At 61.5% G+C, this 13,581-nt stretch carries 16 protein-coding genes and 1 pseudogene; 14 read left to right on the forward strand and 3 right to left on the reverse strand.

What is annotated here, in order from left to right; all coding sequences use genetic code 11:
* The first annotated feature begins 19 nt into the window (after positions 1-19).
* The 3 genes from ACLZN2_RS32315 to ACLZN2_RS32325 all read left to right on the forward strand — a co-directional run bounded on the left by ACLZN2_RS32315 (position 20) and on the right by ACLZN2_RS32325 (position 1,191).
* Positions 20-355 (forward strand): hypothetical protein, encoded by a 336-nt coding sequence (locus ACLZN2_RS32315; RefSeq protein ID WP_416982938.1) that lies wholly within the window; start codon positions 20-22, stop codon positions 353-355.
* Complete coding sequence (locus tag ACLZN2_RS32320) at positions 352-627, forward strand: hypothetical protein (protein ID WP_416982939.1); 276 nt, start codon at positions 352-354, stop codon at positions 625-627. The genes ACLZN2_RS32315 and ACLZN2_RS32320 overlap by 4 nt, the downstream gene beginning before the upstream one ends.
* Before the next feature lie 174 nt (positions 628-801).
* Positions 802-1,191, forward strand: coding sequence for a trypco2 family protein (locus tag ACLZN2_RS32325; protein WP_416982940.1), 390 nt, complete (start codon positions 802-804; stop codon positions 1,189-1,191).
* 176 nt (positions 1,192-1,367) lie between these two features.
* Here ACLZN2_RS32325 and ACLZN2_RS32330 read toward each other — a convergent pair whose 3' ends face one another.
* A complete protein-coding gene (locus ACLZN2_RS32330; RefSeq protein WP_416982941.1) occupies positions 1,368-2,015 on the reverse strand; it encodes a TetR/AcrR family transcriptional regulator in 648 nt (215 codons plus the stop codon).
* Positions 2,016-2,215: 200 nt separating this feature from the next.
* The gene (locus tag ACLZN2_RS32335; protein WP_416982942.1) at positions 2,216-2,971 is read right to left on the reverse strand and encodes a TetR/AcrR family transcriptional regulator; all 756 of its coding nucleotides are present in this window, start codon (positions 2,969-2,971) and stop codon (positions 2,216-2,218) included.
* A gap of 159 nt (positions 2,972-3,130) precedes the next feature.
* Between ACLZN2_RS32335 and ACLZN2_RS32340 the strand changes: the two genes are divergently transcribed.
* The 10 genes and pseudogenes from ACLZN2_RS32340 (at position 3,131) to ACLZN2_RS32385 (ending at position 11,367) form a co-directional block, all read left to right on the forward strand.
* Positions 3,131-3,457, forward strand: coding sequence for a hypothetical protein (locus ACLZN2_RS32340; protein ID WP_416982943.1), 327 nt, complete (start codon positions 3,131-3,133; stop codon positions 3,455-3,457).
* Positions 3,457-3,681, forward strand: a complete 225-nt coding sequence (locus ACLZN2_RS32345; protein ID WP_416982944.1) for a hypothetical protein — start codon at positions 3,457-3,459, stop codon at positions 3,679-3,681. Before ACLZN2_RS32340 ends, ACLZN2_RS32345 begins: the two co-directional genes overlap by 1 nt.
* Positions 3,682-3,687: 6 nt before the next feature.
* The gene (locus tag ACLZN2_RS32350) at positions 3,688-3,936 is read left to right on the forward strand and encodes a hypothetical protein (RefSeq protein WP_416982945.1); all 249 of its coding nucleotides are present in this window, start codon (positions 3,688-3,690) and stop codon (positions 3,934-3,936) included.
* 200 nt (positions 3,937-4,136) lie between these two features.
* Positions 4,137-4,295: a hypothetical protein gene (locus ACLZN2_RS32355; RefSeq protein ID WP_416982946.1), complete on the forward strand. Its 159-nt coding sequence runs from the start codon at positions 4,137-4,139 to the stop codon at positions 4,293-4,295.
* Positions 4,296-4,663: 368 nt separating this feature from the next.
* A pseudogene (locus ACLZN2_RS32360) lies at positions 4,664-5,646 on the forward strand (IS5 family transposase).
* 55 nt (positions 5,647-5,701) lie between these two features.
* The gene (locus tag ACLZN2_RS32365) at positions 5,702-7,567 is read left to right on the forward strand and encodes a type IV secretory system conjugative DNA transfer family protein (RefSeq protein ID WP_416982947.1); all 1,866 of its coding nucleotides are present in this window, start codon (positions 5,702-5,704) and stop codon (positions 7,565-7,567) included.
* Positions 7,560-7,811 (forward strand): hypothetical protein, encoded by a 252-nt coding sequence (locus tag ACLZN2_RS32370; protein WP_416982948.1) that lies wholly within the window; start codon positions 7,560-7,562, stop codon positions 7,809-7,811. Before ACLZN2_RS32365 ends, ACLZN2_RS32370 begins: the two co-directional genes overlap by 8 nt.
* A 192-nt stretch (positions 7,812-8,003) precedes the next feature.
* Entirely contained in the window at positions 8,004-8,582 is a 579-nt protein-coding gene (locus ACLZN2_RS32375) for a hypothetical protein (protein ID WP_416982949.1), read from the forward strand.
* Between the two features lie 186 nt (positions 8,583-8,768).
* A complete protein-coding gene (locus ACLZN2_RS32380; protein ID WP_416982950.1) occupies positions 8,769-9,449 on the forward strand; it encodes a replication-relaxation family protein in 681 nt (226 codons plus the stop codon).
* 724 nt (positions 9,450-10,173) lie between these two features.
* Entirely contained in the window at positions 10,174-11,367 is a 1,194-nt protein-coding gene (locus ACLZN2_RS32385; RefSeq protein WP_416982951.1) for an effector-associated domain EAD1-containing protein, read from the forward strand.
* 22 nt (positions 11,368-11,389) lie between these two features.
* On the opposite strand, the gene ACLZN2_RS32390 is transcribed toward ACLZN2_RS32385, so the two are convergent.
* Entirely contained in the window at positions 11,390-12,322 is a 933-nt protein-coding gene (locus ACLZN2_RS32390) for an SMODS domain-containing nucleotidyltransferase (protein WP_416982952.1), read from the reverse strand.
* A gap of 102 nt (positions 12,323-12,424) precedes the next feature.
* Here ACLZN2_RS32390 and ACLZN2_RS32395 point away from each other — a divergent pair, with 102 nt between their 5' ends.
* The gene (locus ACLZN2_RS32395; protein ID WP_416982953.1) at positions 12,425-13,543 is read left to right on the forward strand and encodes an ISAs1 family transposase; all 1,119 of its coding nucleotides are present in this window, start codon (positions 12,425-12,427) and stop codon (positions 13,541-13,543) included.
* Positions 13,544-13,581 lie beyond the last annotated feature (38 nt).

Genomic DNA, 13,581 nt, shown 5'->3' on the forward strand with positions numbered 1-13,581 from the left:
CGCTTCGAGGGCAGGACCCATGACCGAGAAACCGATCGCCTGGGGCTACATGCGCCTGCGCGATGACACCGACGACCAAGAGCTGCTGCTCATTGAAGACCGGCTTCATGACTACGCCGAGGCGCACGGCCTGCGGCTGGTGCACACCCACTACGAGGACGGGCCGGGCATCTCGCCGAGTCGGTTGGTGCGCCGCCTCATCCGTGACGACGTGCGCCATGTGATCGTGCCGTCCCTCGTGCAGATCTCGGAGCACCCGCTGTTGCAGCTCCTCGTCTCCGAGGCGATCTCGTTGGACGCCGGAGCGCTGCTGTACGAGACGAGCGAAATCCACGGACGGGCCGACGTGCGGTGAAGGGCTTCCAGGAAGGTGCAGATCAGGTGTTCCGAGCAGCAAGTGAAGGTGGGCAGACGATTAGCGGTGGCCTCGCACTGTTTGTGATCGTGTGTGTCATCTGGATAAGTCACCGGCGTGAGCGCCAGAAGGCAGCGCGAGCGACGCGCGCCAAACGCAAGGCGGAGATAGAGGCCATTGTGAAGAGTCGCCCTGAAGACGCCGACCTCTTCCATGAGGTGCTGGACGAGCTTGGTTCGGATGACGACAAAGATAACCCCTCAAAAAAATGAAGAACACCCCGCGACCGACCAGCGGACGCGGTAGCTTCCTTGCTCATGGGTGCAGGCAGGCTAGTGTCCAGTGGGTGTAGCACCTGCCTGCGCCCAATCGTTGAACCCTGTGCGAAGTGCGTGCTTATCACAGGGTGTCTGGACGAGTGGCAATACGAACACAAGGAGCGCTCCATGACCCATACCAGCGTGGCTGCTGCCATCCGATCGCTCTACTCTGAGCTGCATGAGGCTATGACGACGATTGATATCAAAGATGGTCTAAATTTCCGCTACGACAGCGTTGAAGTCGAGCTGGCTATGGAAATGGGGCAGACCACTGAGGCAGGTGCCGGGGTGAAATTCTGGGTAGTGGAGGGAAGCGGGAAGAAAGGTGCCGAGCGACGCGCCACCCACACTTTGAGGATCAACATCACCCCGGTTGTTAGCGAGGAAAGTCAACTCCATTCTCCGTGGCATAGCTTTGCTGTTACGTGCGCCTCACCCGCTTCTCCTTCGATTTCAGGTGGAGGTGTTGTGGCGCGTGCCCGGATGGCGCGGGGGCTTACTGACGATTCTAGTTAATTTCTGTCTGATCAGGCTTCAAATTCTTCAGGGCTTGATCTAGAATGAGCTGCCGCGCCCGGAGATCGAGCCTCCTTCCTGATCCTTGCGGTCGTCAGAAAAGAGAACGCCCCGCACCCGACAACGGGAACGCGGGGCGTTTTCCGTTTCAGGGTTGCGGGGTAGTTGGGGTGGTGTCAGAGGAGCTGACGCAGCACGAGTTGTGCGGCGTCCTCGCCGGTACGGTCCGGGTGCTTGAGCACCCAGGACAGCAGGCCGGATAGGTAGAGTTCGGCGACGTCCGTGTGGTCATCGTTGCGACCCCGGTAGTTCGCCAGCAGTCGACCGAGGAGTTCGGCGAGCTGGTCGAAGTCCACCAGGGTGACCTCCTCGGAAGTCAAGTGAACCTCGTCACTCGCCCTGGGGGTATCGCGAGTTGCAGGAAGCAGTGCGATGGCCAGCACAGGGTGAGCTGTTGTGGTGTCGGCCAGCTCCGTTACGAAGCCGATCAACGCTTCACGGTCATCTTCCGATTCGACCAGCTCCAACATGGACAGTAGCTCTGAGGCGTACGCCCCGAGGGCGACACTTCGCTTGGTCGGGAAGTAGACGCTGATCGTGGCGGCGCTGACGCCCGCCTCCTTGGCGATATCTCCCAGGGTCACGCCATGCCAGCCGTGTGTGTCGAATAGAAGCGCGGCGGCTTCGACGGTCTTGGCGATAGTCCGCTTGCGCTTGGTCGCGGCGGCACGCTGCTGGGGCGTTGTTTCTTCTGACACGCGTCTCTCCTCGTAGTTCGGATGTGGCGTGTCAGCAACCAAGGCTTGCTTGGTGAAACGCCACATCCGATGAGGAGAGAGGTCTATTACCGCTATTGGTAATCTGTATCTATTTATATCACATTTAGTTGCAAATTGCAACCATTGTATTGCGCGCGACAAGACGCCGCCTGGATCCTTGATCTGGGCGGCGTCTTGTCGCGCGGTGAGTGGATTCGATCCAGGGGCTTTGGCCGGCTATAGGCTGGCCGAGAGATCTACTGGGATCAGTGGCCGTCGGAGTGCTGTGCATCAACGTCTTCTTTGATGCGGGTAAGTCGATCCATCAAGTCGCTCAACTCGTATCCGTTGGCGTACGTGTTCAACATGCGCTTGCACACGTCGCGGGTTACGTGGAAAGGTGCTTCCTCGTCCATGAAGTGATACAGCCTCAGTAGCAGGACACGAGCGTCGTCGATCAGGTTTGCATCATCGGCACGCGGCTTCATGCCCAAGAAGCCTCTGTCGACGGCGAAAGGCTCGAACCACATTGGTCCAGCAAGGCCGTGGGCGATGTAGCCCCCAAGTACCTGATCTTGGTATGCCCATGTGTTTCCGTACCTGATGGAATGCTGGAAGCCGAGGTCAAAGGAAACGGGCGTCTCGAAGTACGTCTGGATCATGCTTACTGTGAGAGCCCTGTTCTGCTGACACACCTTGCTCACGGTGTAGACGTAGCGGATCAGCGCATCCACAGGGTCGTCGGGTTGGTAGCTCTTTGCCTTCATCCCCTCCACGATCGGCATGACGACTGGCTGAAGCAGTCGTTCGTGCGCGGCCTTCAATACCTCGTACTTGGTCCGAAAGTGATACGGGATCGTCGCCGTGCCCACACCGGCAGCCTCTGCGATGTCACTCAGCGTGTAATCGCCTTGCTGCTGCTTCTCGTATAGATCAAGCGCTCCGTTCACGATCGCCTCTCTCGTGCGCCTGCGTTTGGTCTCGGCACCCCGCTGCTGCGGAGTCAATCCATCTCCACCCATGGAGTCATGTTAGCTCAGTTAATGTCAAGCATGAGTCAGCGCTTGACCTGAATCAGGTCGGGACCTAGTTTAAAGGGTATCGACCTACCCGCCGCAGTCGGCCAGCGTCAACGCTGCGCTCAACAGGGCTGCCCTGACACGGAAGAAGGGCTCAACCACATGGGAAGCGAACTGACACTGGGCGGCTTCGGCCAGCAGCCGGAGCGCCGAGGACGACTCAGCAAAGATCAACGGGCACTGGTGCGCCGCGCTGAACACGACCGCGACGCCTTGCTCTACGAAGCCAAGAAGCAGGAGTTCACCGCAGCGCTGAGGCTGCGGATGACCGAGAGCGCCATGCACGATGTGACCGACGTGGTGAACCTGGCTCGTCAGCTTGCTGGCAACGACCCGTACCTTGCCCAGGAGTTGACCAAGCTCGTCGGTGAATTCTCCAGGCAGACGGCGCATGACGTCCGCAGCTTCGGCAACGGGCTCGGTCTCTGATGATCACGCTCTTGGTCATCCTCGGCGGGCTCGTCATCGGCGTCATCGGCTTCTCTATAGACGACTACCTGTATGACCGGCGGTTCCTCAAGGAGTTCCAGCGGTCAAGGACGAGGCCGCGCACCCCGGAAGACATCTTCATCGACATGCGCGAGCGCAAGCACGACACCATGCGCCGGATGCGCGAGGTCGCCAAGGACTACCACCGCCGCGAGGGGAGGTGAAAGGCCATGCTTCACGCCCTCAGCGAGAGCGGCCAGGTCGCTGCTGGTAGCAGTGGCGGTGTCGTCTTCGTTGTCCTGGTCGCGCTGCTCATCTGGGCCAACAGCGGCAAGAAGACGGGGCAGGCGGCGCTTACCAAGCGCAGCGGCGAGATAGAAGCGATCCTCCGAAGCTGGACGCCCGAAGACCGCGCCCTTTGTCACGGAGTGCTCGACAAGCTCGACGCGGAAGACGCCGCCAAGAACAAGCGCCTGTAACCACCCGTGGCCCGTCGCCGGAACGTCTGTACCGGGGCGGTGCGACCTCCAGGGGAAGACAGCCGAGTCCTACGGCTTGGCCAGCGTCACCCCTGCCCGGCAGACCATGCCGGAGGCGGGCCGGGTGCCAGATCCCTTCCTTCTCCCTCGCCGCCGGCCACGTCCTGTGGTCGGCGGCTCCTTAGGAGAGAGGCCCTGTCATGAAGAAGGCTCGGAGCTTCCTGTTCACGCTGCTGCTGGCCGCCCTCACGATCCGCGTGCTGTGGTTGGCCATTGAGCCGCTCATCCCGTACGTGGTGAGTGCCCTCGCCATAGTGATGGTGCTGGGGTTCGTCTACTACCGCATGACTCGGTGGTGACGGGCATGTCCCTGACGCGCCAGACCTACCGGCTAACGTTCCCCTCGGACCTCACCGCCGACCACGTGACCACCTGGCTGCGTGCGGTCAGCGGCACTCTTCGGACGGGGCCACGGCGCCTTTTGGGCGTGCCGTCCATCGTGCTGGAGGTATGCGCCGAGGAGGCGGGCATCTCGTACCGCTGCCATGTCCCCCAGGAACATGCCGACTACCTCATCCCACAACTGCGCTCCCTCATTCCCGGCTCTACGACCGAGCCGGCGGGCGGGGAAGAACCGCCCCGCGCATGGACGGCCGCGGTCGAGCTAGGGACTGTCTTCAGTTGTGATCAAGCTCGGTGGTGCCTGCCGATCCGGTAGGACTGTGGTGTGACGCGTACGCAACTCACCGACGAAGAGTGGGAGTTCATCGGGCCGTTCCTGCCGGTCGGCAGATTCGGCCCGTACCCCGAGCGGCTGCGGGATCAGTTCGAGGGGGTGATCTGGCGGTTCCGCACCGGCAGCCAGTGGCGGGAGATGCCGGAGCGGTTCGGCGCCTGGCAGACCGTCTACAACCGCTTCATGCGATGGCGGGACGCGGGCGTCTTCCAGACCCTGATGGACGAGGCGATCGCCGAGGCCGCCCGCAGGGACGAGATCGACATGTCGCTGGTCAGCGTGGATTCCACCACCGCGCGGGCTCATCACGACGCGGCCGGCATGCGGGTCAGCGAAGAGACCCTGGCCGCGCTCGAAGAGGCGGCCTCGCAAAAGGGGGAGCTTGCGAGGAACAAGGCGGACAGGACGGCGAAATCGATCCGGTCCGTGCCGAACGCCGACGCATCCGCTTACGACGGCGGGCCCGGCTGAAGGCCGCTCTGCTCGGACGGTCGCGCGGTGGGCTGACCAGCAAAATCCATCTGGCTGCCGACCGGCGTTGCCGGCCGATGGCGCTCCTTCTGACCGCCGGGCAGGCCGCCGACAGCCCCCAGTTCATCCCGGTCCTGAGCAAGGTACGGGTCCGCCTGCCCATCGGCCGTCCCCGTACCCGGCCCGCCGCCGTGGCCGGCGATAAGGCCTATTCCTCCCGCGCCAACCGTGCCCACCTGCGCAAACGCCGTATCAAGGCGGTCATCCCGGAGAAGAAGGACCAGGCAGCCAATCGCAGGAAGAAAGGTAGTCAGGGCGGCAGGCCGGTCACCTGCAACGCCGATCTCTACCGCGATCGCAACACGGTTGAGCGGGCCATCAACCGGCTGAAGGACTGGCGAGGCATCGCGACCCGCTACGACAAGACGCCCGAAAGCTACCTCGCCGGACTCCATCTCCGCGCAGCGACCATCTGGATCAGCAGCCTCCTGAAAGTCGATTGATCACAACTGCAGACAGCCCCTAGGACAGGCCGACTCACGCCGCAGCGCCGGTGTCGTGAACGCCGAGGCGCTGTCGGCGAGCATGCTCACCACCATGCAGGGCCTCGGTCGGGGTGAAGCCCTGCTTCTCCAGTGGGTCGTCTCTCCGGCCATGCGGGAACGTCCCCCCGTCCTGCGCGAAGCCACCGAGGACGGAGGAGTCTTCGGGAGGTTGCTCGGTGGGGAAGTCGACCGCGACCACCTCAAGGAGCGCCGGGCCAAGCTCGCTGAACCCAACTTCCTTGCCGTCCTCCGCGTGGCCGTGAAGGCAGGCAGTACGGAGCGCAGTCGTCAGCTCGTCTCGCGCGTACGGTCAAGCCTCGCCAGCGTGGGCGGGGCGAGTAACGCGTTCAGGAAACGGCTCGCCACCACGAACCGCGTGGTGCGGCGTGTCCAGGAGGCGGCGGCACCGACGGTATTCCCAGCGGTCTTGGCCGCCTCGGAACTGGCCGGACTCATGGCCTGGCCGATCGGGTCGCCGCATGTTGCCGGACTTCCTCGTTCCCGCACGCGCCAGCTGGCAGCGACCGGCGCCATTTGTCGTACCGGCCGCGTGCTTGCCCGTTCCAACTTCCCTGGAAACGAACGACTCTTGGCCCTGTCGCCGAGTGAGTCGACCTGGCACCTCCAAGTCGTCGGACCGACCGGCAGCGGTAAGACGGCACTACTCACAAATCTCATATACCAGGACATGCAGGCCGGGCGCGGCGTGGTGCTCATCGAGAGTAAAGGAGACCTCTATAACGCGGTCCTCGACCGAGTGCCAGAACACCGACTGCATGACGTCGTCCTCCTGGACGTGAGCGATACGGCGTACCCGGTGGGATGGAATCTCCTCCAGGGCTCGCCCTACGTGGTGGCCGCCGATATCCAGCGGCTCTTCGACCACCTATATCCGCAGGATGCCCGAGGGGTGCGGGTGCGAGCTGGTTTCTACCACCTGATCCTGACGCTCATGCTTAGCCGCGAGGCGCAGGGGCAGATGACATTCGCGGAAATCCAGCCCCTCGCCGTCCCGAGGCCGGACCAAGAGGAGTTCTCACGTCGGTTGGTACGGGGCGTCTCACACATCGACGAGTTGGCTGGGTGGTGGTCGGAGATTACGAGCCTCGGCCGGCCACAGAGGAACGCGTACTTCAAGCCGCTGCTTGATCGGGTGTGGCAGCTCTCGTCCAGGCCGTCACTGCGGAACATCATCGGGCAGTCGACCAGCACGATAGATCTCGGCGACCTCATCCGGCAGGGGAAGGTACTGCTCGTCAACCTCGGCCGAGCCACAGAAGGGAAGGACACGGCGGGACTCCTCGGTTCACTGTTGCTCAACTCGGTGTGGAGCGCTGTACAGGCCGGAGCGGCGAACCCGGCTCGACCTACCATGCTCTACCTCGATGAGTTCCAGGACCTGATCAACTTGCCCATTCCGGCCGGGGACATGTTCGCCCAGGCCCGTTCGCTCGGTCTCGCTATGACCGTGGCACACCAGTTCCTCGGACAGCTCACCCGAGAACTCCAGGATGCGACCCAAGCCAACGCGAGGAGCACCGTGGTGTTCCAGACTTCGACGGATGAAGCACGCAGCTTTGCCCGGCAGTTCGGGCGCAGCGTGACGGAAGACGACTTCATGAGTCTCGCGCGCTTCGAGGTCTTGATGCGCATTGCCACGCCGGGCGGAGTGAGTACACCGGTGACGGGCGTCACCCTCCCGCCCGTTGAACCGACCGACCTCGCGGATGAGGTGCGGCGGTTGTCGCGCCAGAACTACGGGCGGCCGGTCGCTGCGGTGGAGGCGGAGATTAAGCAGCGCCGCGGACAGCGGCCGGCCCCGGCAGCTTCTACGAGGCGACCGCGCTTTGGTGGACCGAGGAGTTCAAGCGATGCGTAGCGTACAGAACCTGCTGTCGGAACTGGCCTACGTCACCCGGAGCATTGAATACCTCGGGGATGTCCTCAGCGACATCGAGGCGGTTGCGGAGCGGCTTGGTCGGCGTCACGGAGACGACCCGCTCCTTGAAGGAATGGTCGAGCACGAAACCAATGTGTGGGCTGCCGCGATGAAGCACCAGCTCGACGCGTCAGCGCGTACCGCCGAAGCCTGGCGCGAACGGATGGAAGGGCTAGAGACGTAGGCCACCCCAGGAGTTGCCACCCAGCCACGATCTACAGCCGAACGACCATTCGACAGATGACTTCCTGTCAGGCGGTTGTGTCACTAGACAGCAACGGATCAAAGCTCCAGGAGTGATCACATGAAGCTCCGGCGAACATGATGGCAACCATCACCCCGCCGACCGGGCGGGAGCTTAGTTCTGGGGGGAACCGTGGGTAGCGAAGTGAAAGCGGCTTGGACGAGCGCCATATCCGCTGGAGTCGCCGTGGTCGTCTCTATCGCCAGTCTGGTTGTGTCGTGCCAGGCGAAGGATGACACCGACGAACTGCGAGCCAAGGACACTCGTGAAGCTCAGATCAAGCAGATCACCTATTCGGTTGAGAACAGCGGGAAAGGAATTTTCGTAACCAACCCGAGCGATGCACCTATCCGGGATGTTGTCGTTCGCCTCTCCTACTCGCAGAACCAATATCGCTACGTTGTCCTCAAGACACTGGAAGCGTGCATGCGCTGGGAAATCACGGACGCCAACCTCAAAGCTGCTGAGCCTAAGCTCCCGCCGCTTCCTGGCGGCGGGATTGGGTTCATCAGTAGCAGCAACGATGCGGCATTGCAAATTTCACTCTATGACGCCAAGAGAATGGTGTGGACCATCTCGGAGCGCGGATATCGCCGCAATGGCTACTGGAAGACGAATTACAACACCGATCACCAGTCGGGTTCGTTCGTGCAGAACAGAACGACACTCCCTTCCACTAGCTGGAAAACTCTCGAAGGCTGCACGGTCTAAGATCGGTGACTTTCCGCTCCGGCAGGCAGTCAACTCATGTACTGACGGAGCGTAAGTGCTCCTCATAAAAGATCTGGCGTAGGCGAACCCTGTAGGCCAGGGGTAGGTCAACCATAGGTCTCCCCCTGCACCGAAAGCGGCTCTGACCAGCGAGGACACCGGAGTCTATCCGGACGGAGGACGGACGTGGAACTCACAGGACGCGACTACGACGTACTCACGCTCACCCACACCTTCTCCCAGCTCGCCTCAACCCACCTGACCGAGCTGCTATTTGCCGACCGATCTCATTCGGTGCCGGATAAGGTGCTCGGGCGGCTGGTGCGGCTCGGGTATCTCTCTCGGGTTGGCCGTCGCGCGAGTGGAGACAAGGGCGGGGCGGGGGCGTACGTGTACCAGCTCGGCCGCGCCGGGCGTCTCCTCCTGGACGTCGACGGTCGCTTGATGTCGAACGTCAACAACCACGCCCTCATGATTGCCGATACGTACCTTGAGCTACGGCACGCTGAGAAAGCAGGCGTTCTGTCCTTCAAAGAGTGGGCGGTGGAACTCCCCGTTCCTCCGGCCGTACGAGCGGACCTGTTCGCGGCGGTCGACTTCCCGCACCAGGGCCGGAGTAGCAGTTACTACCTTGAAATTGACCTAGGGACGGAACAGCCCGCCCGCATACGCGAAAAGGTCGAGGGATATTGGCAGGCGGTCGAGAGCAGTACCGCCGACTACTTCCCGTACGTGGTCTTCGTGGTACGGCAACAGGTACGGAAGAATGAGCTCACTCGGATCTTCCGGCGGCTCCCTGAGGAACAACAGGAGATGATGCGAGTCTTCCTCTTCGCCGAGCTGATTCCCGAGCTGATGCGTCTATGAGGTGTTGTCGATAGTACGGCGCTAACAGGGGTGGAGAGTATTGATCAACAGAGGTCAATGGAGGATAATGGAAGAAGAGATAAACGAGGATTACGTCATGGCGCGACGAGCGCGAAAACCACTGCTTCCACAACTTCTTTGGGGTTCCGAAAAGCGAGCAAACCGAGGCAGCACGAATGTTACGGTGAGGCGAGTGCGGTCTACTCCGATCACTCCTCGACTGATCGAAGATCTGGTTTTAGCGTCAGGCATTTCCTTGGGGCTTGCCCTCGTTATCGTCGCTTCTTAGCAACCAGCCAGTAAGTGCGAAGTCATTGACGCAAGTTATGAAACATGAGATAAATTATATAGGCGAATGCTATTCGCGTCACACCGTTCGCCTGCAACAGGTTGAACCCGCCGCACCACGGCTTTGGTGTTCCTTGTTGAAGGGGAACGTTGTGAAGGGTCAAGTAATTCTGAGCCTCATTGCAGGGCTGTGTGGAGGCGTAGGAGTCGCCTTTACGGCGACAAGCGTCGAGCCGTCGCCAGTGGCTGCCGTGTTGGCACTCCTAGGTGTAGGAGTGATGGCGCTCGCAGTCGCTGTCGCGATCGGCACCGACCAGAAGTAACAGCACAGTCACACTCTTTCCTAGCCCCGGAGCAACAAGCTCCGGGGCTGTGTACTATCTGACCGTCTGGACTGAGTTGGACACCCTCGTTTGTAGGCGACTCTGGATGGGTAATGAACGGCTTCAAGGATGACGAGCTTGAGCTCTTGAGCGAGTGCTATGACGACGTTGTGGATGCAGCGCGTCTTCTAAAGAGAGCTAATTTTCCCGCTGTTCGTATCCCCGTCGCGAGGGATGCTCACTCTTTCTGGTTCGACGTCAACTCGAAACTGATCAACGGAATCATGGAAAACGGCAGAGAGGAGATCTTGGCGGTCGCCCGGAAGGAATATCCTGCTCGATTCAAAAAGATGAAGAAGAGGGCCTCTGGTAAACCTGCCGGGATGAAAGACCGGCGGTCGGGGTCACATAGCAAGGAGCAACCTGATCAGGTTGCGAAAGCGACTGTTCGTAATGGACAGCTTGTAGGCGGAGGTGCCATTCTGGCGGCCTTAATTGGCCTTTCGGCTGGTCTTCTGAAAGCCTGCGACAACTCCCAGGAGCCGCCTGAGCCAAATCCGACACCATCGACCAGCGCTAGTCCGTTCTCTAATGACCTCCTCGTCGAGCTTGAGGGAAAGAAGCTTGTAGGCACAGTCGTGCAAGATGGAATCAAGGACTATAACGTCTCGGTGAGCATTGCCGAGGATGTGGATGGAAAGAACCTACAAGGAAAAGTAGGTGTATCGAACTACGCCGGGACGCTTCCAAGCGGGACTCCATTCGAATGCGCGAATGACCTGCTCCTAGAAAAGTCGCCTGGCGATGAGCTACGACTACTCGAAGTGCGGCGTGGTACGACTGCGTGCTTTACAGAAGACGAACTGCGCATCTTCAAGAAAAGCGATGGCGGCCTTCGCTTTGAATTGTGGATGACTAAGCCGCAGCAAGGGGTCACGCTTCCTGACGACCGTCCATTTGGTACAGGACAATTCCGCGCTGAAGGTAGCGGCTCAGAGGGTCAGACGGTGAAGATCAAGCCTGATTCGGGGCCGGTGGGGGATACCACCATCGACGTGGCTGCGACAGGATTTACTCCGAACGAGAGAGTAAAGGTCGAGCTACGCGACGGGGGATATCTCAAGAAATTCGATGGACCATACGGGTCTGAGAAGGTCTGGAAAGCAGACAGCAAGGGTGATGTGAGCGCATTTATTCAGGTTCCCGGAGAAGTCTGTTGCGCAAACGGAAAACTGTCGGTCGTAGTAACCAGCATCAAAGACCATTCGGCAGTTAGCGCTACGGCGTTCTTTACAATCACCAAGTGAACGAGAATGGGCTGTCATGTGACTACCCGTACATCGGAAAGTCATCACCCAAAATGATCCGCCACAGACGGATAGCTTCACGATGGTCGCCTCGTTCCTCGGCCTCGTTGGCTGCCGTGGCGCGTGAGAGGGCGGCATTGAAAGCGAAGTTGAGCGCCACATGTGCGCCGAGCGTGAGGTACCGCGATAGGTCTCCGCTGTGTCCGGCCGGGTCCTGAACCGACAGGTTGTTCCTGTTGTGGTGGAAGAAATATTGCAACGCTTCACGGGAGTCGTTGCCGAGCACCGTGAACGTACGCGCAACAAGCATCTCAAGGTGGAACGAGCTGAGGTTCGAGCTGTGTGCCTTGTTCCACTTCTTAGCGAACCGAATAATCTTCTTCAGGTCGCCTTCTACGGCGCCATTGCGCTCGTTGAGGTGCGCCTCGTGCTTGCCTGGGTTGGTCCGTAGCCACTTACCTGCACCATCAGGGATGGCGTAGTCCCCACCCTCGTACTTCTCGACTGGTGCCACGTCGACGCTCAGGCCATCTGCGTAGAAGAAGCGCACGGCTTGGCCACGAGAACCAATCTTGCGTACGGGTGACTTCTCGTTGAGGACCTTCCGCACCCTGTACAGGAACTCGGAGGAGTCATCCCGGTATCTGCGATTCCACAAATCTTCGTCGATGAACAGGTGCACCAGAAGGTCGATGTCGTCCACCGGATTGGCAGCCGTGTTGCGCCCGAGTGATCCAATGATCTTGTGCGACTGGTAGCTGATGTCATGTCCTGGGGGAAACGCCGCTTTGATGACCTTCACGACGGCATCTCGGCGCTCGTAGACCTTTTTTCGAGTAGTAGCGGAGGGCTTCACCTTGCAGGGCTCCGGCGTAGTTGCTTGACGTCCGGTTCGTGATGATCTGCTGGCTCGGTGGGGTTCCGGGAACGTGACAGGCACGGCTTCCAAGATCATGGAGTTCTCGACGCCCCGTGATCCAAGTGGAAGACCGTGCCTGCCGACGCATCATCCCCGATCCCGCCTGCCTTTGACCAACTCCGCCGTCATCCCGGGGCCGTGCCCGAGGAGATCCCGGGCCTGCTGGAGCGGCTGAGCGAGGTGCCCGATCCGCGAGATCCGCGCGGCGTGCGGCACGCTCTGGTCGTCGTGCTCGCGCTGACCGCGTGCGCGGTGCTGGCCGGAGCGACCTCCCTGCTCGCGGTCGGCGAGTGGATCGCTGATGCCCCGCCGTATCTCCTGGAACACCTTGGCGTACGACCCGATCCGCTATGCCCGAAGCGGTGTCTGCCTGCGGAAACAACGGTGCGGCGGCTGCTGGGCCGCATCGACGGCGACGCGCTGGACCAGTCGGTGGGCCGCTGGCTGGCCGACCGGCGCGGCAGTACCGAGGGCCGGCTGCGCGGACTGGCGGTCGACGGCAAGAGCCTGCGCGGCGCCGCCAGGGCGACCGGACGCAAGATCCACCTGCTCGCCGCCTGTGAGCACACCACCGGCCTGGTCCTGGCACAGCTCGACGTGGGTGAGAAGACCAACGAAATCACCTGCTTCCAGCCGCTGCTGACGGCCGTCGCCGACCTGGCGGGCGTCGTCGTGACCAGCGATGCGATGCACACCCAGCGCGAGCACGCCGAATACCTACTCGGCCGGGGCGCGCACTACATCGTGATCGTCAAGGGGAACCAGAAGAAGCTCCGCGCCCAGCTGAAGTCCCTTCCCTGGAAGCGGATCCCGTTGCAGGGCCGCACCCGCGGCACCGGCCACGGCCGCCATGAGATCCGCCTGATCAAGGTATGCACCGTGAACAACCTGCTCTTCCCCGGGGCGCGTCAGGCCGTGCAGCTCAAGCGTCGCCGGGTCGACCGGAAGACCGGCAAGGTCAGCATCAAGACCGTCTACGCCGTCACCGACCTGACTGCGGAGCAGGTCACCCCGGCCCAGCTCGCGGCGCTCATCCGCGATCACTGGAAGATCGAGTCACTCCACCACATCCGCGATGTGACCTTCGCCGAAGACGCCTCCCAGCTGCGGACAGGCACCGCACCCCGCGCCATGGCGACCTGGCGCAACCTCGCCATCGGCGCCCTCCGCGTGGCCGGCAAAACCAACATCGCTTCCGCTCTGCGGCACAACGCCCGCGACGCCCGCCGACCGCTCGCCCTCCTCGGACTCACATGATCACGAACCGGACATCGAGCAACTTTGCCGATGCCCTG

The sequence above is a fragment of the Streptomyces sp. T028 genome (assembly GCF_048159505.1).
Taxonomy (GTDB): domain Bacteria; phylum Actinomycetota; class Actinomycetes; order Streptomycetales; family Streptomycetaceae; genus Streptomyces.

Excerpts from the sequence above, each read along its gene's own strand:
- ACLZN2_RS32315 (WP_416982938.1), top strand. The coding sequence starts at position 20 with ATGACCGAGAAACCGATCGCCTGGGGCTACATGCGCCTGCGCGATGAC.
- ACLZN2_RS32325 (WP_416982940.1), top strand. The coding sequence starts at position 802 with ATGACCCATACCAGCGTGGCTGCTGCCATCCGATCGCTCTACTCTGAG.
- ACLZN2_RS32330 (WP_416982941.1), bottom strand. The coding sequence starts at position 2,015 with ATGTGGCGTTTCACCAAGCAAGCCTTGGTTGCTGACACGCCACATCCG.
- ACLZN2_RS32335 (WP_416982942.1), bottom strand. The coding sequence starts at position 2,971 with ATGGGTGGAGATGGATTGACTCCGCAGCAGCGGGGTGCCGAGACCAAA.
- ACLZN2_RS32340 (WP_416982943.1), top strand. The coding sequence starts at position 3,131 with ATGGGAAGCGAACTGACACTGGGCGGCTTCGGCCAGCAGCCGGAGCGC.
- ACLZN2_RS32345 (WP_416982944.1), top strand. The coding sequence starts at position 3,457 with ATGATCACGCTCTTGGTCATCCTCGGCGGGCTCGTCATCGGCGTCATC.
- ACLZN2_RS32350 (WP_416982945.1), top strand. The coding sequence starts at position 3,688 with ATGCTTCACGCCCTCAGCGAGAGCGGCCAGGTCGCTGCTGGTAGCAGT.
- ACLZN2_RS32355 (WP_416982946.1), top strand. The coding sequence starts at position 4,137 with ATGAAGAAGGCTCGGAGCTTCCTGTTCACGCTGCTGCTGGCCGCCCTC.
- ACLZN2_RS32370 (WP_416982948.1), top strand. The coding sequence starts at position 7,560 with ATGCGTAGCGTACAGAACCTGCTGTCGGAACTGGCCTACGTCACCCGG.
- ACLZN2_RS32385 (WP_416982951.1), top strand. The coding sequence starts at position 10,174 with ATGAACGGCTTCAAGGATGACGAGCTTGAGCTCTTGAGCGAGTGCTAT.
- ACLZN2_RS32390 (WP_416982952.1), bottom strand. The coding sequence starts at position 12,322 with ATGATCTTGGAAGCCGTGCCTGTCACGTTCCCGGAACCCCACCGAGCC.